16 protein-coding genes are annotated in these 15,572 nt (G+C 57.1%); 9 read left to right on the forward strand and 7 right to left on the reverse strand.

From position 1 onward, the window contains the following. Positions 1 to 68: 68 nt before the first annotated feature. A complete protein-coding gene (locus tag F3I47_RS07895) occupies positions 69 to 797 on the reverse strand; it encodes a LytTR family DNA-binding domain-containing protein (RefSeq protein WP_150028916.1) in 729 nt (242 codons plus the stop codon). Continuing rightward, entirely contained in the window at positions 794 to 2,464 is a 1,671-nt protein-coding gene (locus F3I47_RS07900; protein ID WP_111208565.1) for a sensor histidine kinase, read from the reverse strand. Before F3I47_RS07900 ends, F3I47_RS07895 begins: the two co-directional genes overlap by 4 nt. A gap of 279 nt (positions 2,465 to 2,743) precedes the next feature. On the opposite strand from F3I47_RS07900, the gene F3I47_RS07905 reads away from it, so the two are divergent. Together F3I47_RS07905 and alaC are read left to right on the forward strand one after the other, a co-directional pair. Next, entirely contained in the window at positions 2,744 to 3,268 is a 525-nt protein-coding gene (locus tag F3I47_RS07905; protein ID WP_111208575.1) for a GNAT family N-acetyltransferase, read from the forward strand. 117 nt (positions 3,269 to 3,385) lie between these two features. Then, on the forward strand, positions 3,386 to 4,621 hold the full coding sequence (gene alaC / locus F3I47_RS07910; protein ID WP_009088884.1) for an alanine transaminase: 1,236 nt from the start codon (positions 3,386 to 3,388) through the stop codon (positions 4,619 to 4,621). 51 nt (positions 4,622 to 4,672) lie between these two features. Here the strand turns inward: alaC and ypdK are convergent, their stop codons facing one another. From ypdK to F3I47_RS07925, 3 genes are all read right to left on the reverse strand, one after another. Continuing rightward, complete coding sequence (ypdK, locus tag F3I47_RS07915) at positions 4,673 to 4,747, reverse strand: membrane protein YpdK (protein ID WP_099257831.1); 75 nt, start codon at positions 4,745 to 4,747, stop codon at positions 4,673 to 4,675. Between the two features lie 201 nt (positions 4,748 to 4,948). After that, the gene (locus tag F3I47_RS07920; RefSeq protein ID WP_150028915.1) at positions 4,949 to 5,977 is read right to left on the reverse strand and encodes an HlyD family secretion protein; all 1,029 of its coding nucleotides are present in this window, start codon (positions 5,975 to 5,977) and stop codon (positions 4,949 to 4,951) included. A gap of 2 nt (positions 5,978 to 5,979) precedes the next feature. After that, entirely contained in the window at positions 5,980 to 7,578 is a 1,599-nt protein-coding gene (locus tag F3I47_RS07925) for an MFS transporter (protein ID WP_150028914.1), read from the reverse strand. A gap of 149 nt (positions 7,579 to 7,727) precedes the next feature. Here F3I47_RS07925 and F3I47_RS07930 point away from each other — a divergent pair, with 149 nt between their 5' ends. The 5 genes from F3I47_RS07930 to F3I47_RS07950 all read left to right on the forward strand — a co-directional run bounded on the left by F3I47_RS07930 (position 7,728) and on the right by F3I47_RS07950 (position 11,723). Next, positions 7,728 to 8,513 carry an IclR family transcriptional regulator gene (locus F3I47_RS07930; RefSeq protein ID WP_009088889.1) on the forward strand — a complete coding sequence of 262 codons (786 nt, stop codon included), beginning with the start codon at positions 7,728 to 7,730 and terminating at the stop codon, positions 8,511 to 8,513. A 7-nt stretch (positions 8,514 to 8,520) separates the two neighbouring features. Continuing rightward, complete coding sequence (locus F3I47_RS07935; RefSeq protein WP_009088890.1) at positions 8,521 to 8,973, forward strand: universal stress protein; 453 nt, start codon at positions 8,521 to 8,523, stop codon at positions 8,971 to 8,973. A gap of 9 nt (positions 8,974 to 8,982) precedes the next feature. Beyond that, positions 8,983 to 9,789 carry a hypothetical protein gene (locus F3I47_RS07940; RefSeq protein ID WP_150028913.1) on the forward strand — a complete coding sequence of 269 codons (807 nt, stop codon included), beginning with the start codon at positions 8,983 to 8,985 and terminating at the stop codon, positions 9,787 to 9,789. 266 nt (positions 9,790 to 10,055) lie between these two features. Further along, complete coding sequence (locus tag F3I47_RS07945; RefSeq protein WP_009088892.1) at positions 10,056 to 10,337, forward strand: lipoprotein; 282 nt, start codon at positions 10,056 to 10,058, stop codon at positions 10,335 to 10,337. Between the two features lie 510 nt (positions 10,338 to 10,847). Beyond that, positions 10,848 to 11,723, forward strand: coding sequence for an SMP-30/gluconolactonase/LRE family protein (locus F3I47_RS07950; protein WP_150028912.1), 876 nt, complete (start codon positions 10,848 to 10,850; stop codon positions 11,721 to 11,723). A gap of 35 nt (positions 11,724 to 11,758) precedes the next feature. Here the strand turns inward: F3I47_RS07950 and F3I47_RS07955 are convergent, their stop codons facing one another. Then, positions 11,759 to 12,985 (reverse strand): OFA family MFS transporter, encoded by a 1,227-nt coding sequence (locus tag F3I47_RS07955; RefSeq protein WP_033736497.1) that lies wholly within the window; start codon positions 12,983 to 12,985, stop codon positions 11,759 to 11,761. A gap of 285 nt (positions 12,986 to 13,270) precedes the next feature. On the opposite strand from F3I47_RS07955, the gene F3I47_RS07960 reads away from it, so the two are divergent. Next, positions 13,271 to 13,504 (forward strand): hypothetical protein, encoded by a 234-nt coding sequence (locus F3I47_RS07960; protein ID WP_058958160.1) that lies wholly within the window; start codon positions 13,271 to 13,273, stop codon positions 13,502 to 13,504. A gap of 36 nt (positions 13,505 to 13,540) precedes the next feature. Here F3I47_RS07960 and F3I47_RS07965 read toward each other — a convergent pair whose 3' ends face one another. After that, entirely contained in the window at positions 13,541 to 14,440 is a 900-nt protein-coding gene (locus F3I47_RS07965; RefSeq protein ID WP_046102320.1) for a DMT family transporter, read from the reverse strand. A 178-nt stretch (positions 14,441 to 14,618) separates the two neighbouring features. On the opposite strand from F3I47_RS07965, the gene F3I47_RS07970 reads away from it, so the two are divergent. Beyond that, entirely contained in the window at positions 14,619 to 15,488 is an 870-nt protein-coding gene (locus F3I47_RS07970; RefSeq protein WP_058958158.1) for a helix-turn-helix domain-containing protein, read from the forward strand. Positions 15,489 to 15,572: the final 84 nt, after the last annotated feature.

Genomic DNA, 15,572 nt, shown 5'->3' on the forward strand with positions numbered 1-15,572 from the left:
ATCAGGGCGGGCCCGGGCACGCCTTATCCGCTTTACGACTCCCTTCCCGGACACGCTTTTCCCCGGCATCAGAGCCGCATTAACTGTCGAAACAGCTTGACCTTGCTGCGGCTGACCGGCACCTGAAACTCCAGATCGCGCAGTTTCAGCAGATAGGTATTGTTAAACCAGGGTTCGATTTCGCGAATTTTGTTCAGGCTGACGCAGTAAGAGCGATGGCAGCGGAAAAACTGCTGCTCCGGCAGGCGGGAACAGAACTCGGTAATGTTCATCGACATCACATAGGATTCACGCCGGGTGTAGACGAACGTCAGCTTCTCATGTGCCTCAACGTAGTAAATATCATTCACGTCCGTGACGAGGATGCGCTCATCTTTGACCAGATTGACCGTCTGCGGGGCGGGTGTGGCACTGAGATGGCTGACCGCCTGCTGCGCCTGTGCCGTGGCTTCAAGCTTGTTCAGCATGGTGACAATCCGTGATTCCTGATAGGGCTTGAGAATGTAGTCAAACGCCTCCAGCTCAAACGCCTCCACCGCATGCTCTTTCCAGGCGGTAATAAAGACAATCAGCGGCTTGTGGGCAAACTGATGGATGTTCTGCGCCAGCAGCATGCCATCCAGTGAAGGAATGTTGATGTCGAGAAAGATCACATCCACCCGATGCTGTTGCAGATACTTCAGCACGTCGAGGCCGTCATCAAAGCAGGCTTCAATTTCGATTTTGCTGTGATGCTGGATCATCCAGCTCAGCTCCTGCTGCGCCAGGAATTCATCTTCCACAATAATGGCTTTCATAACAGATTCTCCGCCAGCCGCTGGCCGTTTTTACTGAGCGTAAAAGAGATTTCCGTGCCCGGCTCATGCCGCACAATGCACAATCCCTGACCCGACAGCAGTTTCACCCGGTGATGCACGTTGAGCAGGCCGATTTTATTGCCGGGCATGTCGTTGCGCGCCACCCGGGCCATCACCTCCTGGCTGATCCCCTTGCCGGTATCCCGCACTGAAATCCGCACCTGGTCGCCCTGATCCCGCACGCTCAGCGTCACCACGCCTTTGCCTTTACAGGGCTGGATACCGTGCACAATGGCATTCTCCACCAGCGGCTGAATCAGCAGGCTGGGCAGCAGAAAGTGCAGATCTTCATCGACGTCATAAATCATCGTCAGCTTGTCGCCAAACCGCGCCTGCTCTATGGCGATGTAATCTTTGACCTGCCACAGCTCTTTGCGGATGTCGATCAGCTCATCGTCGTTCAGCTCCAGGTTGTAGCGCAGATAGCGCGACAGGTTAATCACCAGCTGGCGGGCGGTATCGGGATTGAGCCGGATGGAGGAGGAGATCGCGTTCAGGGCATTAAACAGAAAATGGGGATTTATTTTGCTTTGCAGCGCGCGCAGTTCCGCTTTATTGGCCATTTCGCGCAGCTGCTCGGCGCGCGACACCTCCAGCTGCGTAGAGATAATCTGTGACAGACCGATCGCCATCTCTTTCAGCGAGCCGGTAATACGATGCGCACGACGGTAGTAGATTTTCAGCGTACCGGTGACCTTGCCCTTTTCCCACAGCGGAATCACAATCATGGAGTGAATGTCTTTGGTGCGATGGGCTTCATCATTGTTTTTGATGATAATTTTACCGCTGGCGATCGACTGCGCGGTGGTAGGACTGATACCGTCATCCCCGTGCTGATAGTTATGTTCGCCATAGCCAACATAGGCCAGAATCTGCTTTTTATCGGTCATCGCCACCGCATCGGCTTTGATTTCCCGCCGGATAATGTCACAGATGTTGCGCAGTGAGTCGCTGTTAACCTGACGAAACAGCGGCAGCGTTTTATTGGCGATCTCCAGCGCCAGCTTGGCCTGACGCGCGGCAATCGCCTCTTTTTCCCCTTCAACGCTCTGCACCAGCAACACAATCAGGCCGATGCTGGAGGCGCCGAGGATCATCGGCAGGGCGATTTCGGACACTATCGCCAGGCCGAGCGATGTGGGGCGCGCCCACAAGACAATCAGCACCATCGTCAGGGCTTCACACAGCATCCCGCCGACGATACCGGCACGCCAGCGATGCTCTTTCAGGACCCGCCGGTTAATGCCACCCGCCACAACACCGGCAATGATGCTGGTAATCAGACAGGGAACAGAGGTCACGCCGTGGATATCGATCAGAAAACGGTGCAGGCCGGCGATGATGCCGGTGGCGATACCGACCCAGGGACCAAACAGGATGCCGCCCGCCATCACGGCGATCACCCGCACGTTCAGCAGCGACCCATCCACATTGACCCCCGACCAGGTGCTGAACAGGGCAAACAGGGAGAAGATCGCGGTGACCGCTATCTTCTCTGCGCGGGTGTGTTCATCTTTCTGCAGCAGCTGACGAAACGGACGGGTGCGCGTCAGGAAAAACAGGCAGATCAGCATCAGGGCGGCGCGGTCAAAAACGGCCAGCAACATCGTGAAGTGGGAGGGCACAGGCAGCTCGTCGGCAAGGGAAAGTGACCCTATGATAAAAAATGTGATCGCGAACCGCCAGCCTCCTGGTGAATCGTGCCGGGCATTCCTGCTGCAGGTCAATTTTTAAGGGAATGCAGCTAAAAGAGGAAAGCCTGAGCGCAATAAAGGGGAACAGTTTTCCCGCCGGTTAACGCTGGTCGCTGGAAGGCCGTTTTGCTATGTTGCCCGACTAACGCGCGCCAGCGATCGCCGGTAAACCGCATCACCCGGGAGCAGCAGATGCAACTTGTCACCACCCGTTTAACCCTCACCCGACTACAGCCAGAAGACTGGCAGCTGTTTCGCGCCGTCCATGAAGATCGCGACACCATGGCCTGGGTGAGTGAAATCCCTGATGAGGCGGATATCCGCCAGCGTTTCACGTCGCGTCTGGCCCCCTGGCAGCCCGGAAGCTTTCATATGCTCTGTCTGGTTGCGCGGCGGCGGGATAACGGGGAGCCGATTGGCCTGTTTGGCTGCAGCCCGGAGTGGGAGCCGCATCGGCAGGCAGAAGTGGGCTACATGCTGCTGCATCGCTACTGCGGTCAGGGATATGGCAGCGAGGCGCTGGCGGCCCTGTGCCAGTTTTTACTGGAGGCTGATTTCCATAAACTTAAGGCACTGGTGGTAGAAGGTAACTGGGCCTCGCGCCGTATTCTGGAGAAGAACGGTTTTCAGCTGGAGGGGACGCTGCGGGATAATTATCTGCTGAACGGCTGTTGGGTGAACGACTGGCTGCTGGGACGACTGAATCCGCAGCAATAAAAATATTTTCTGCCATGCTCGACAAAATGATCCTCACCACGTTATGTTCGTAACGGGTCACCGCAGTGACCCGCGTCGCTCGGACGGTCCGGGCGCTTACGTAATCCAGAGGACACTATGGCTGATAACAGCACACCCCGTCGTTTCTCGCGTATTGAACGTTTACCCCCTTACGTTTTTAATATCACCGCTGAACTGAAGATGGCTGCGCGCCGGCGCGGCGAAGATATCATCGACTTTTCAATGGGCAATCCCGATGGTCCGACCCCACCGCACATCGTCGAAAAGCTCTGCCAGGTGGCACAGCGTGATGACACCCACGGTTACTCGACTTCCCGCGGCATTCCGCGTCTGCGCCGGGCCATTTCCCGCTGGTACGCCGATCGCTACCAGGTCGAAATCGATCCGGAATCGGAGGCGATTGTCACTATCGGTTCTAAAGAGGGGCTGGCGCATCTGATGCTGGCAACGCTGGACCACGGCGACACCGTGCTGGTGCCGAACCCCAGCTATCCGATTCATATCTACGGCGCGGTGATTGCGGGTGCGCAGGTGCGGTCAGTGCCGCTGGTGGCGGGCGTTGATTTCTTCAACGAGCTGGAACGCGCCATCCGCGAGAGTTATCCCAAGCCAAAAATGATGATCCTCGGCTTCCCGTCCAACCCCACCGCCCAGTGTGTGGAACTCGACTTTTTCGAACGGGTCATTGCGCTGGCGAAACAGTACAACGTGCTAGTGATCCACGATCTGGCTTACGCCGACATCGTCTACGACGGCTGGAAAGCGCCGTCAATCATGCAGGTGCCGGGGGCGCGTGATGTCGCCGTGGAATTCTTTACCCTGTCGAAAAGCTACAACATGGCGGGCTGGCGCATCGGTTTCATGGTGGGCAACAAAGAGCTGGTTGCCGCCCTGGCGCGTATCAAAAGCTACCACGACTACGGCACGTTCACACCGCTCCAGGTGGCGGCGATTGCTGCGCTCGAGGGCGATCAGCAGTGCGTGCGCGACATCGCCGAGCAGTACAAACGCCGTCGCGATGTGCTGGTGAAAGGTCTGCATGAAGCGGGCTGGATGGTGGAGAATCCGAAAGCGTCCATGTACGTCTGGGCAAAAATTCCGGACCACTATGCGCATCTGGGATCGCTGGAATTTGCCAAACATCTGCTGCAGGAGGCAAAAGTCTGTGTCTCGCCCGGTATCGGATTTGGCGACTACGGTGATACGCACGTGCGTTTTGCGCTGATTGAAAACAGCGATCGCATACGTCAGGCGGTGCGGGGGATAAAAGCGATGTTTCGTGCCGACGGCGTGTTGCCGGGCAGCATGAAACTGCAGGAAGAAGAACGCTGACAGCCAGCAAGGGCGACGTTAACGTCGCCCTCTGGCGGCACTGTCACGCCGTTACTTCAGCAGCAGAACGAAGGTTCCGAACCAAAGTAATGCGAAAAAAGAAATTCCCATCAAGGCATATTTCACAAAGCAACTCCTCTGAGCGGTTACGATGATGGCGATCCCAAACCAGTGCAACGCGAACAGATGTGGAAAAGAGAGCGCCATAAGCGGCAGGGTCTTCTCTTGTCCGGGTCGATCTGAATAACTCAGAACAGGATCGAGCGCTAATTTACGCGTAATCCCGCCCAAATGAAATAGGTCCGTTCTGAGATATTGCTCACAATATTACGGTACGTCGATGTCCGGGATCGCAGACATGCCGACACGCAACTGGGCCAGATTGGGTTGGTCACTATCCAGCACAATTTTGACCGGCAAACGCTGAACCACTTTAGTGTAGTTGCCGGTAGCGTTATCGGGAGAGATAGCGGAAAAAGTTGCGCCGGTTGCCGGTGCCATGCTGTCCACGTGGCCGGTGAACGTCCTGCCAGGCAGGGCATCTACCCGGATCTGCACCCGCTGACCGGGACGCACATCGCTGAGCTGCGTCTCAAGATAGTTCGCGGTCACGTAGGTTTGCTGCAGCGGGACCACCGCCAGCAGACGGGTTCCGGCGGAGACATAGGCGCCTGTCCGCACCGCACGCTGACCGACCATGCCGTCCACCGGGGCGACAATACGCGTGTAGGAGAGATTCAGCCGGGCCTGATCGACGCTGGCCTTCGCGGCAGCCACATCCGCTTCCGCCGACCGCACCGCTGCCTGGAGTACCCCCACCTGTTTAACGGCTGACGCCAGCGCGGCCTGACTCTGGTGAACCGCCGCCAGGGCTGAGCGCTGAGTTGAGCTCGCTTTTTGCTGATCGTCGGCTGCAACGGTGCCGCTCTTATAGAGGCGGTTGTAGCGTTCCGCGCTCTGACCGGCATACTGTGCTGACGCCTGACTGGCCGCTACGCTGGCTTTTTGCTGATCGATCACGGACTGCTGCTGTTCAAGCTGCGCCTGACTGCTGAGCAGCTTCGCCTGGCTCACCTGCAGGTCAGCGGTAGCGCTCTCCAGCGCCACGCGATAGTCACGATCGTCCAGCGTGGCCAGCAGCTGGCCTGCTTTAACCTGCTGATTATCCTGAACCTGCACGCTGCTGACATAGCCCGAGACTTTCGGCGCCACCAGCGTGTAATCGGCATTGATGTAAGCATCGTTGGTGCGGTGATCGTTGCCGTTCATCAGTGACCAGACGACAAAGGCCATGACCAGCAAAATCACCAGCAGCAGAGTCAGCAGCAGGGTTCTTTTCATTTCAAAAGCACGCATATTCAGTTATTCCGGGAAGGGGGTTGAATCAGAGTCTGCGGCGGCCAGACCCGTTTTGGCAGGATGGCGGTCAGCACCAGCAGGCAGGCGGCAAAGCCTGTCAGCATCAGCCAGCTGTCGCTCAGGCCCAGCACCGTTGCCTGATGCCGCACCAGGGTGGCGAATCCACTCAGATTCGCGCTGGTACTGATGCTGCCGTCAGGCAACAGCGGCAGGCTGCTGCTGGCCTGAGCGGCAGTCGGGGCGGTCATCAGCCAGCTGCGGCTGGCCGCCTGGTCAATCAGCACGCTGGAGTGAAACTGCTCGCGGTGAGTCAGGAATACTTCAACCAGTGTGGAGGCTGCGATGCTGGAAAAGCCGCGCACCGTATTAAACATCGCCGAGGCAAAGGGGCCTTCGGGTGGCGCCACGACGCTGGTGGCGCTCATCAGAATCGGCAGAATGATCATGGGTTGTCCGAACGCCTGCAGGATCTGCAGCAGCCAGAAATTCTGTCGCGCCCAGTCGCTGGTGATCTGTGTGCCCAGCAGACAGGCAACCACCAGCAGGCCGACGCCCGCTGTCAGCATCCAGCGGCAGTCGACCCGGCGAATATTCAGCAGGGCGGCAATCAGCGGCGCGATCAGCAACTGCGGCAGGCCGACCGTCAGCGCCAGCGGGGCAAACTCCAGGGTGCGAAATCCGCTGACCTGAGCAAAATAGGCGGAGGGCAGGGCAGAACCTGACAGTCCCAGGATCAGCACGCAGGCCAGACCCAGCAAGCCATGCGCCAGATTGGGCCGCCGGAGCATCTGCAGCTTAAACAGCGGCAGCGGGTGAAACCACTCGTTAATCAGAAAGACCAGCAGCAGCGGCAGAGCCGTCAGCAGCATCCCGGTAATCAGCGGCGAATTGAGCCAGTCGAGGCGCTCCCCCTGGGTCAGCACCAGCACCAGCAGCGCCACCCCACTGCAGCCGGTCACCATGCCGAACAGATCGATCTGCTGAAAACGTTCGGGACGCAGTGGGTCCTGCGGGATCCCGTGGCTGATCAGCAGCATGGCAACCAGCATGCCGGGCACCACCTGCCAGAAGACCATCATCCAGCTGACGTGATCGGTCCACAATGCGGCGAGCGAGGCCGCCATGTTGGGACCGAACGTCGCGGTCAGGGCATAACCCGCCAGGCCAAAGAGTTTAAACGGGGGCGGCAGAAAGCGCAGGGCGACCGTCATCAGCATCGGCGGTAATGCGCCGCCAAAAAGTCCCTGCAGAACGCGCAGGCTGATAAACAGCGTAGGGTCAGGCACCAGCGGCAGCAGAATACCGGTCAGCATAAATCCCGCTGACACGCCGAGCGTGAAGCGTCGCAGCGACAGCGTGACGGCAAACCAGGGCGCAATCATCATGGCAGCGACTTCGGCTGCCTGATAACCGGAAATAATCCAGCTACCCTGATCGACACTGATACCGATTGCGGCACGTATATCGGCCAGCGCAATATCACTGACGCGATCGTTCAGTCCGGAGGTCAGGGCGGCGATCAGGACACCGACTAAACCCAGCGCCAGACGCAGCGTAAAAGGGTGGGGGGCCGGCACAGCGGCGGACCTGGCGTTCATAGCAGGCGATCTCGTAATTATGATGCAGTGTATTGCGATGTGATACAGACGGTAATATTACATCCCGGTATGCTGTATTGCAATGTGGTACATGCTGTAAAAAGTGCGGCAATCGGGTTACAGTAAGGCAGCTCAAACAGGACGACGCTATGGCACATCACCCCTCCAGCCGCGAGGATGAGAAAACGGGCGGTATACAGGTCATCGCCCGTGCGGCAAAAATTCTTAATGCGCTGGGCCAGCAGCCGGGCGGCATGAGCCTCGGCGAGATCGCGCAGGCGGTCGAACTGCCGCGTTCAACGGTGCAGCGGATTGTCGCCGCGCTGGACAGCGCAGAGCTGGTGCGCAGCAGCGGGGCGGGCGGACTGCGGCTGGGGCCGGCACTGCTGAAACTCATCTCCAGCGTCCATACCGATGTCGTAGATCTGGTCAGCCCGCTGCTGGAAAAACTCTCCTCCGATACCAACGAAACCGTCTCACTGGCACGCGCCAGCGGCAGCCAGCTGGCGATTGTTCATCACGTGGTGGCATCGCGTGAGCTTCGTGTCGTTCCGCATATGGGGCTTAATCTGCCGCTTTACAGCACATCCGGGGGGCGGGCACTGCTGGCGCTCGAGTGTGACAAAGATGTGCGAACGATTGTCGGCGATGACTGGCAGGAGTTAACGGATATGACCGTGAAAACCCTGCCGCAGTTGCTGCAGCTGCTCGGGGAGGTTCGCGAAACCGGCATTGCCGTGGATCGGGGCGAAACGCTGGAAGGGGTCTCTACCATGGCGTTTGCGCTGGATACGCTGTTTGGTCGTTTTTCTGTCTCTTTGCTGGTGCCCTCTGCACGTTTTCTGCGACACGAAGCCCGCTTTCGTGACGAGATGCTGAAGTGTAAAGAGGCACTGGTACGTGAAATCGGCAAAGTTGCCGCGATAGAAGGATAAGCATCTGATGAAAACCCTGCTGATGGCCATTGATCACTCTCCGGTAGCGGAGAAAGTGGTCGCCTTAACCATTGAAGAAGCGCTGGCACATCGTGCGGAAGTGGTGGTGCTGTGCTGTATAGATCCTGCCTACTCCGCCTGCAATCAGCCGATGGAAATCGACGCGGGTGAAGATCCGGCCGATTTTGTGGCCGCGCAGGATGAGCAGAACACTGCGGAGCTGGTGGTGCGCCATGCGCTGGCACCGCTGCTGCGCGCCGGCATTACGGCCCGAGGCATGATTCTGGCCGGTGACGCGGCAGAGTCTATCGTTGCCCAGTCGCAGCAGCTCAAGGCCAGCATGATCATTATGGGGCGTCGCCATCTCTCCTCTTTTAACCGGTTATTGAAAGGCTCCGTCAGCGCGTCGGTCATTGAACGTGCGCACTGTCCGGTGCTGATCGATGTGCGTAAGGATTAATCCCGCCGCATGAATGGGCTGCTTTTTATTACGCTGACGGCGTTTGCGCTGCTGGCGCTGATCATTATTGTTCTGATCAAAACGACCCGGCTGCGTTTGTGGCAGGGACTGGTTCTCTTTCTGCTGCCGCTGATACTGGCGAATCTCGTCTGGTTCAGCTGGGTCGCCCCGCATCGGTTGCAGGCCAGCCAGCATGAGCAGGCGGTGAAGCAGCTGGCAACAATGCCGGGCTACCGGGTGTTGCAGACGCAGGAACCGGCGCTGTGGCTGCTGCTGACCCAGGAGCTGACCCGCCGCATCCGGGCCGGAGAACCGGCTGAGCAGGCGACGGGCGAACTGCGCGGCTGGCTGATCGAGGTGATTAATCAGCGGCTGATGCGCGGAACGGATCAGGCGGTTGTTAACTATATCCGCGTTTCAGTCGAAGAGATGAAGGCGCTGAACAGACTCGATCCGGGCCTCTGCTTCCGTTATCTCTATCCGCAGGTGAGCGGAGGCATCAATTTGCTGACCACGCTGCCACCTTCCCTGAACCGCAAGGAGGCGGATGCGATGGAACAGCTGCTGCTGAACAGTCCTCCGCCCGATCAGCCACTGGATAAGCCGCTGGCACAGGCGGATCTGCAGAACATCGTCGGTCGCCTCTATCAGCAGTGGGGCGAAAAGCTGCAGCAGCTGAATATGCCTGCCGACACGGCGGTAGACCGTTCATCGCTGTGTGCCATGTCCATCGATCTCTACAGTGCCATTCTGGCATTACCTGACAAGCGCGCCGCTAATCTGTTACGTAGAATGATTGCCCTGACCGGTCAGTAACGGATGGCCGGAAGCGGGCAAAAAAAAGCCCGCTAAGCGCGGGCAGGGAAGAGAGGAACAGATTCTTATTTTTGGCATTTCCTGGTGTGGTGCAGTCTTTCGTTGGGTCTGACTGCATCCTGTCATGTCTGGTACGATAGCGATAGCCGTTTAATCATATCGCATTAATTGGCAAAATCTTCTAAGGTTTCGATTTTTCGCGCATTAATCCTATGGATGCGTGACAGGCCGCGTCATACACTGCGCGGCAAAGTGAGGACAACGAAATGAAAAAATTAATTACCGGCGCACTGGCGCTTATTCTGCTGAGTGGATGTACCTCCAGCAAACCCGGGGCATTTGAACGTGTTGACGAAGATCCCAGCTCAAATACCGTTCAGTATCGGTTTGACCCGCTGAAGGTCAATCGTGATGCGATGGATATTGACCTGGCGAATTACTGCAGCAACAAAGGATTTGATAAAGTGGAGGCGCTGCCGGCACAGGAAAGTCATATTCCGGGGCTGAAGAAAGCGTGGTTCCAGTGTAATTACGCCATAAAAAGCTAAATAAAAAAGGGCGGGATAATTATCCCGCCCTGACGATTTTATATTTTTATTTTATGCTGTGTGACATCTTTGCCCGTTAATGGCGATGGTGACCGCCATGATACCCTCCGTGATGATCTCCGTAATAGCCTCCGTGATACCCGCCACCTCCATGGTGCCAGCCGTTGTCGTGCCTCGGGCTGATGATACAACCGCTTAATAAGGTCATCAGCGTTACCACCGAAGCGACTTTAATTAATCTCTTCATCGGAAGCGTCTCCTCTTTTCCAATGACTATGACATTACGACGGAAAAGTGAAGTGAGAATGCAGGCTTTGTAGAGTTAGTTAAACAGATATGACGGAATATTTCAGCTCGTTCTTTTCTGCGGCGGCTGAAAATAAAGAAATCAGAATGGGCTGAATAATAAACACTATCAGAGAGAATCTTCTTAAAATCAAGCGAAAATAATTCTCATCTGACCGTTTTTATCACTACATTATTAGCAGGTCAGTTTAACGGGAGAAAAACATGGCACATGAAGTAAGACATATTCTGGCATTACAGGCTGAGCTGGGCGAATGTCCGCTCTGGTCAGTGGAAGAACAGGTGTTGTGGAGTGTCGATATTCTGGCACCGGCGATTCACCGTTTCGACCCGGCCAGCGGTGAACTGCAGACTTTTCCGCAGGCGGAAGAGGTAGGCTGCATTGGTCTGCGCGAGCAGGGTGGACTGATCGCCGCCTTGCGTAACGGTGTCTGGCTGCTGGACGCACAGGGCCGGCCTGAGAAAAAGATTGCCGAAAATCCGGGTGACGCGCCGTTAAGCCGGTTCAATGATGGACGCGTCGATCCCTGGGGCAATTTCTGGTGTGGCAGCCTGTGGGAGCCGCAGGATAAAAATGGCGGCCTGCTTTGCCGCGTCACGCCCGACCTGACGCTGGAGGTGAAAGCGCGCGACATCAAAATCTCTAACGGGTTGGCTTTCTCCCCCGATCGGCGCTGGATGTATCACAGTGACACGCCGAACGAGACCCTCTACCGCTATCCTTTAGATGAGCAGGGTGAACCGGGCGAGCGTTCGGTATTCCGGCGCTTCGATGCGAAAGGGGGATTACCGGATGGTGCTGCGGTGGATAGCGAAGGATTTTACTGGTCAGCCCAGTTCGATGGCGGACGTGTGGTGCGTATCGACCCGCAGAGCAGTGAAATTGTCGATGAGATCCTGCTGCCGGTGAAGTGGCCAACCATGGTGGCCTTTGGCGGCGCCGACCTTAAAACGCTGTTTATCACCAGCTCACGGGAAGATCGAACGGAGGAGGAGCTGGCGCGCTATCCCCTGTCGGGCGATCTCTTTGCTGTGGACGTGGCCGTGGCGGGTGTGGCAGAGCCGCGTTTCCGCGGCTGAGGATGATAGGGCCGTGGCAACACGGCCCGACAGGATCAGTGACGCTGCAATACCGGTGCTGGCGCAACCGTACGCTGTGGCAGACGGATAGTGAGTGACAGGAACAGGGAGATGACCAGCAGCGTCATAATCAGGCTGAATGTCACCGTGAAACCGCCAAACAGTGAGGCAACCAGTGAGCCCAGTACGCTGCCGATGCCAAAGCCGAGATAGAGCAGGCCATAGTTTTTGGTCAGGTTGTTAAGGCCGAAGAAGTCACTGACCAGCGAAGGGAATACCGTGATGGTTCCGCCAAAGCTGAAGGCCACACAGGCGAGCGACAGGAAGAAAGTGCTCTCATTCATCCGGGTGAAAAGCAGCACGCTCATCCCGATCAGCGACACTATCTGCGCCAGCGAAATCACCCGGATGCGCATCATCCGGTCGGACAACACGCCCAGCACCAGACGACCGCTCAGGTTAGCGATGGCGATCACGGTGACGGCACTGGCGGCAGTCTGGGTGGTCAGATGCACCAGGCCTTCACCGATGTCTTTAGCCACCCCGATAACATAGAGACCACTCATGCAGGCGGTCAGGAACATCAGCGCCAGCATCCAGTACTGCGGCATACGCACCGATTGTGCCAGCGTATAATCACGCGCCTGTTGCTGACCTCGCTGGCTGCTGCTGTTTTCCTGCAGAGGCGCATCGCGCATCAGCAAAGCCCCCAGGATAATCATCGACATGGCCAGCACGCCCCAGATCATAAAGGTCTGCTCCAGACCCACCGAGGCCAGCAGTGCGCCGCAGATGAACTTGAATCCCAGACTGCCCAGGCCATATGCGCCAATGGCACAGGCAGAGATCATCCCTTTGCGTTCCGGGAACCACTTCACGCAGTTTGACAGGGTCATCAGGTAACCCGCCCCATCGGCCAGACCCACCAGCAACCCGGCGCTGAAATAGAGCATCATCAGGTTATCAGCCTGCGCGGTCAGCCAGAAGCCGACCGCCATTAGCACACCGGCTCCGATCGTGACGCGGCGCACGCCAAAACGTTCCTGTAATTTACCGGCCAGTGACGAGGCAATTGCCAGCCCCAGACTCAGCAGGCCAAACGAAAAAGCCACCTGACTGATCGGTGCATTCAGCTTGTGGGAGAGCTGGCCGTTGAAAAGACTCCATGTGTAGACTGACCCCAGCGCGAACTGAGTGATTACGGTGCCGAACAATGTAAGCCAGCGGGAACGCTGGTATGAAGCCTGCTGCGTCTGGTTCATCATTTATCTCTCCCGTCCGGGAATCTGGAAACTGCGGTCAGAATAAAGCAGTAACGCGCGCGCAGGCGTAGCAAACGCATGAACGGAACGGATCAGGGAATGAAATGCCATCCAGCGGGTATGAATGGCATTGTGCACTCTCTGTGAGGTCGCGCTGAAGGTAACCAAAGCGGCAACCTGATGAGTAAGCGTAATGAGCGGTAAGATAATGTTTCACACTGCTGTTTCTGTAAGCAGGTTTCCGGATCTTTTGCCAGGATAGGGGTTCACTCAACAGGAGGAAATATGAAAGACCGGACATATGAATCCACTACCAGTGAAGACGAAGTCTGCTGCATCATCGGTCAGGCCGTGGTTGAACTCAGTACAGAACAGCAGCCTGTGACGAAATCGACGCTGGCACTCAAGCTGCTGTCGATGGCTGACCGTGACAGTGACGATGAGCGTGTTCTGCTCTACTGGATTGCGCGCAAAGCGATCAATCAGCCGCAGCAACTCCTCCCGCAGTCGTGGGCATAACAGTCAGCCCATGCGGGCGCTACGCCCGCATCTCTGTCAGACGGTCGCCCGGCTAACGCTGAGCGGCCAGCGGGCAAACATCACGACATTGCCCAGCAAAATCATGACAAGGCCAGGGATGGCACTGGCGTGCCACTCATATCCCTCATAGCGGGTTGACAGTGCCAGCGCGACCAGCGGAAACAGCACCGTCGTGTAGGCCGCCCGGCTGGCACCGATGCGACCCACCAGCGTAAAGTACGCACCAAACCCCATCACCGATCCCACAATCGCCAGATAGCTTACCGCGCCTGTCCATTGCGCGTTCCACGTCGGCTGCAGTGAAACCCCCTGAAGCAGTGAAACCAGCGCCATCATTAACGCGCCGTACAACATGCCATAGCTGTTGGTGGTCAGCACGTCACGATGCAGACGCTGATGCCGCTGACTGATCATATTGCCGAATGAGAATCCCAGCGTGCCCAGCGCACTTAATCCAATGCCCCATAGCAGGCCCGCAGAGGTCTCTGTGTTGCGCAGATCGTGCCAGAACAGCGCCACAATGCCTGCCATGCCCAGTACCATGGCCGGAAACAGTCGCGCGGAAGGGCGCTGACGGAAAAATATCCAGCTGTTAATGGCGTTATAGATCACCGCCATGGAGAAGATGACCGACTCCAGACCACTGCTGATATATCCCGAAGCGTAATAGAAACAGACAAAATTGAAGCCAAACACACAGCAGCCCTGCAGCAGACAGAAGAGATGATCGCGCAGGGTCAGCTTATCCAGCCGCTTTATCAGCTTAAGCAGAAGCAGCATCACCACCGAGGCCAGTAAAAAACGCCAGAAAACCGCGACGGTCACCGCGCTGGCGCCCGCAGACTGTTGCGCATAAATCGCAATCCAGGTTGTGCCCCAGATCACCACCACAGAAAGATATAAAAACAGGTTCATGGCCTGAATCTCCACGTTAAAAGGCGGAGTCTGCACCGGTACGGCAATCAGGTCTTACAGCGGATTGCGCGGAGTTTGCAAAATCTTGCGCATTTTTCTGTGTCGTCCCGATGTGACCTGTTTTCTGTCCCGCGTTGTCCGTAAACTGGCACTCTGTTCAACCTGAAATGCGACCCCGATGCCTGTTTATCAGACTTTTGAAATGCTGCAGCGCCAGAAAGCCCAACTGCGTGATCAGGTGCAGCTTCACAGCGGCATTCAGCTGGCCGCCTGGTTTAACAGTGGCGATCGTGTCACCAACTTCAGCGATCACCACACGCTGAGCCTCTATGTCGCGGGGGGATATGACACCTGGCACAAAACTGCGCATGGCTGGCGCAACGGTGGGGCACCGGATCGCTTCTGTCTGATGCCTGCCGGCACCGAGTCGACCTGGGACCTGCGGGCCGATCTCGCCTTTGTCCATCTCTACTGCAGTGAGACGCAGCTGCGACAACTGGCTGAACGGGTATGGGATCGCAGCCCGGCACAGTTAACCCTGCATGAGAAAATCTTTTCTGCTGACGACCGTATTACGCAGCTTTACCGGCACTTTCTGCTGAGCTGCGACTGGCAGCAGCCCGCCAGTCAGGTGATGCTGAGCAGCGCCTCCACCTTACTGCTGACCCACCTGTTGCAGCACTACAGCGATGTGCAGTGGCAGCTGCCCCAGGTGCGGGGCGGCCTGGCACCGGCAGTGTTACGGCGGGTGCTGGACTTTATTGAAACCCATCTTGACCAGCCTTTAACCCTGGCGGTGCTGGCACAGGAAGCGGCGCTCAGCGAGTTTCACTTTGCCCGCATGTTCCGGCACACCACCGGCGCAGCGCCACACCAGTTTGTGATGCAGCGTCGGATGACACGCGCACACGCTTTGCTGGCACGTCCCGATCTGACACTGACCGAAATTGCCTTTCAGTGTGGTTTTCACTCTTCCGCGCATTTCAGCCACCGGTTCCGCCAGGTTTATGGCATGACGCCCTCCGCCTGCCGTCGGGCGCAGAGCTGAAGGCGGTTTTTAAAAACGTTTTAAATGATATCCGGCCGCGTTTTAAAGAGTGCGTGAATCGGTATCTTCTGGTGGCGTAAATCA

This window comes from Pantoea sp. M_10 (genome assembly GCF_008631515.1).
GTDB lineage: Bacteria > Pseudomonadota > Gammaproteobacteria > Enterobacterales > Enterobacteriaceae > Pantoea > Pantoea anthophila.

Coding starts and splice junctions, on each gene's coding strand:
- F3I47_RS07895 (WP_150028916.1), bottom strand. CDS start 797: ATGAAAGCCATTATTGTGGAAGATGAATTCCTGGCGCAGCAGGAGCTG.
- F3I47_RS07900 (WP_111208565.1), bottom strand. CDS start 2,464: ATGTTGCTGGCCGTTTTTGACCGCGCCGCCCTGATGCTGATCTGCCTG.
- F3I47_RS07905 (WP_111208575.1), top strand. CDS start 2,744: ATGCAACTTGTCACCACCCGTTTAACCCTCACCCGACTACAGCCAGAA.
- alaC (WP_009088884.1), top strand. CDS start 3,386: ATGGCTGATAACAGCACACCCCGTCGTTTCTCGCGTATTGAACGTTTA.
- F3I47_RS07920 (WP_150028915.1), bottom strand. CDS start 5,977: ATGCGTGCTTTTGAAATGAAAAGAACCCTGCTGCTGACTCTGCTGCTG.
- F3I47_RS07925 (WP_150028914.1), bottom strand. CDS start 7,578: ATGAACGCCAGGTCCGCCGCTGTGCCGGCCCCCCACCCTTTTACGCTG.
- F3I47_RS07930 (WP_009088889.1), top strand. CDS start 7,728: ATGGCACATCACCCCTCCAGCCGCGAGGATGAGAAAACGGGCGGTATA.
- F3I47_RS07935 (WP_009088890.1), top strand. CDS start 8,521: ATGAAAACCCTGCTGATGGCCATTGATCACTCTCCGGTAGCGGAGAAA.
- F3I47_RS07940 (WP_150028913.1), top strand. CDS start 8,983: ATGAATGGGCTGCTTTTTATTACGCTGACGGCGTTTGCGCTGCTGGCG.
- F3I47_RS07945 (WP_009088892.1), top strand. CDS start 10,056: ATGAAAAAATTAATTACCGGCGCACTGGCGCTTATTCTGCTGAGTGGA.
- F3I47_RS07950 (WP_150028912.1), top strand. CDS start 10,848: ATGGCACATGAAGTAAGACATATTCTGGCATTACAGGCTGAGCTGGGC.
- F3I47_RS07955 (WP_033736497.1), bottom strand. CDS start 12,985: ATGAACCAGACGCAGCAGGCTTCATACCAGCGTTCCCGCTGGCTTACA.
- F3I47_RS07960 (WP_058958160.1), top strand. CDS start 13,271: ATGAAAGACCGGACATATGAATCCACTACCAGTGAAGACGAAGTCTGC.
- F3I47_RS07965 (WP_046102320.1), bottom strand. CDS start 14,440: ATGAACCTGTTTTTATATCTTTCTGTGGTGGTGATCTGGGGCACAACC.
- F3I47_RS07970 (WP_058958158.1), top strand. CDS start 14,619: ATGCCTGTTTATCAGACTTTTGAAATGCTGCAGCGCCAGAAAGCCCAA.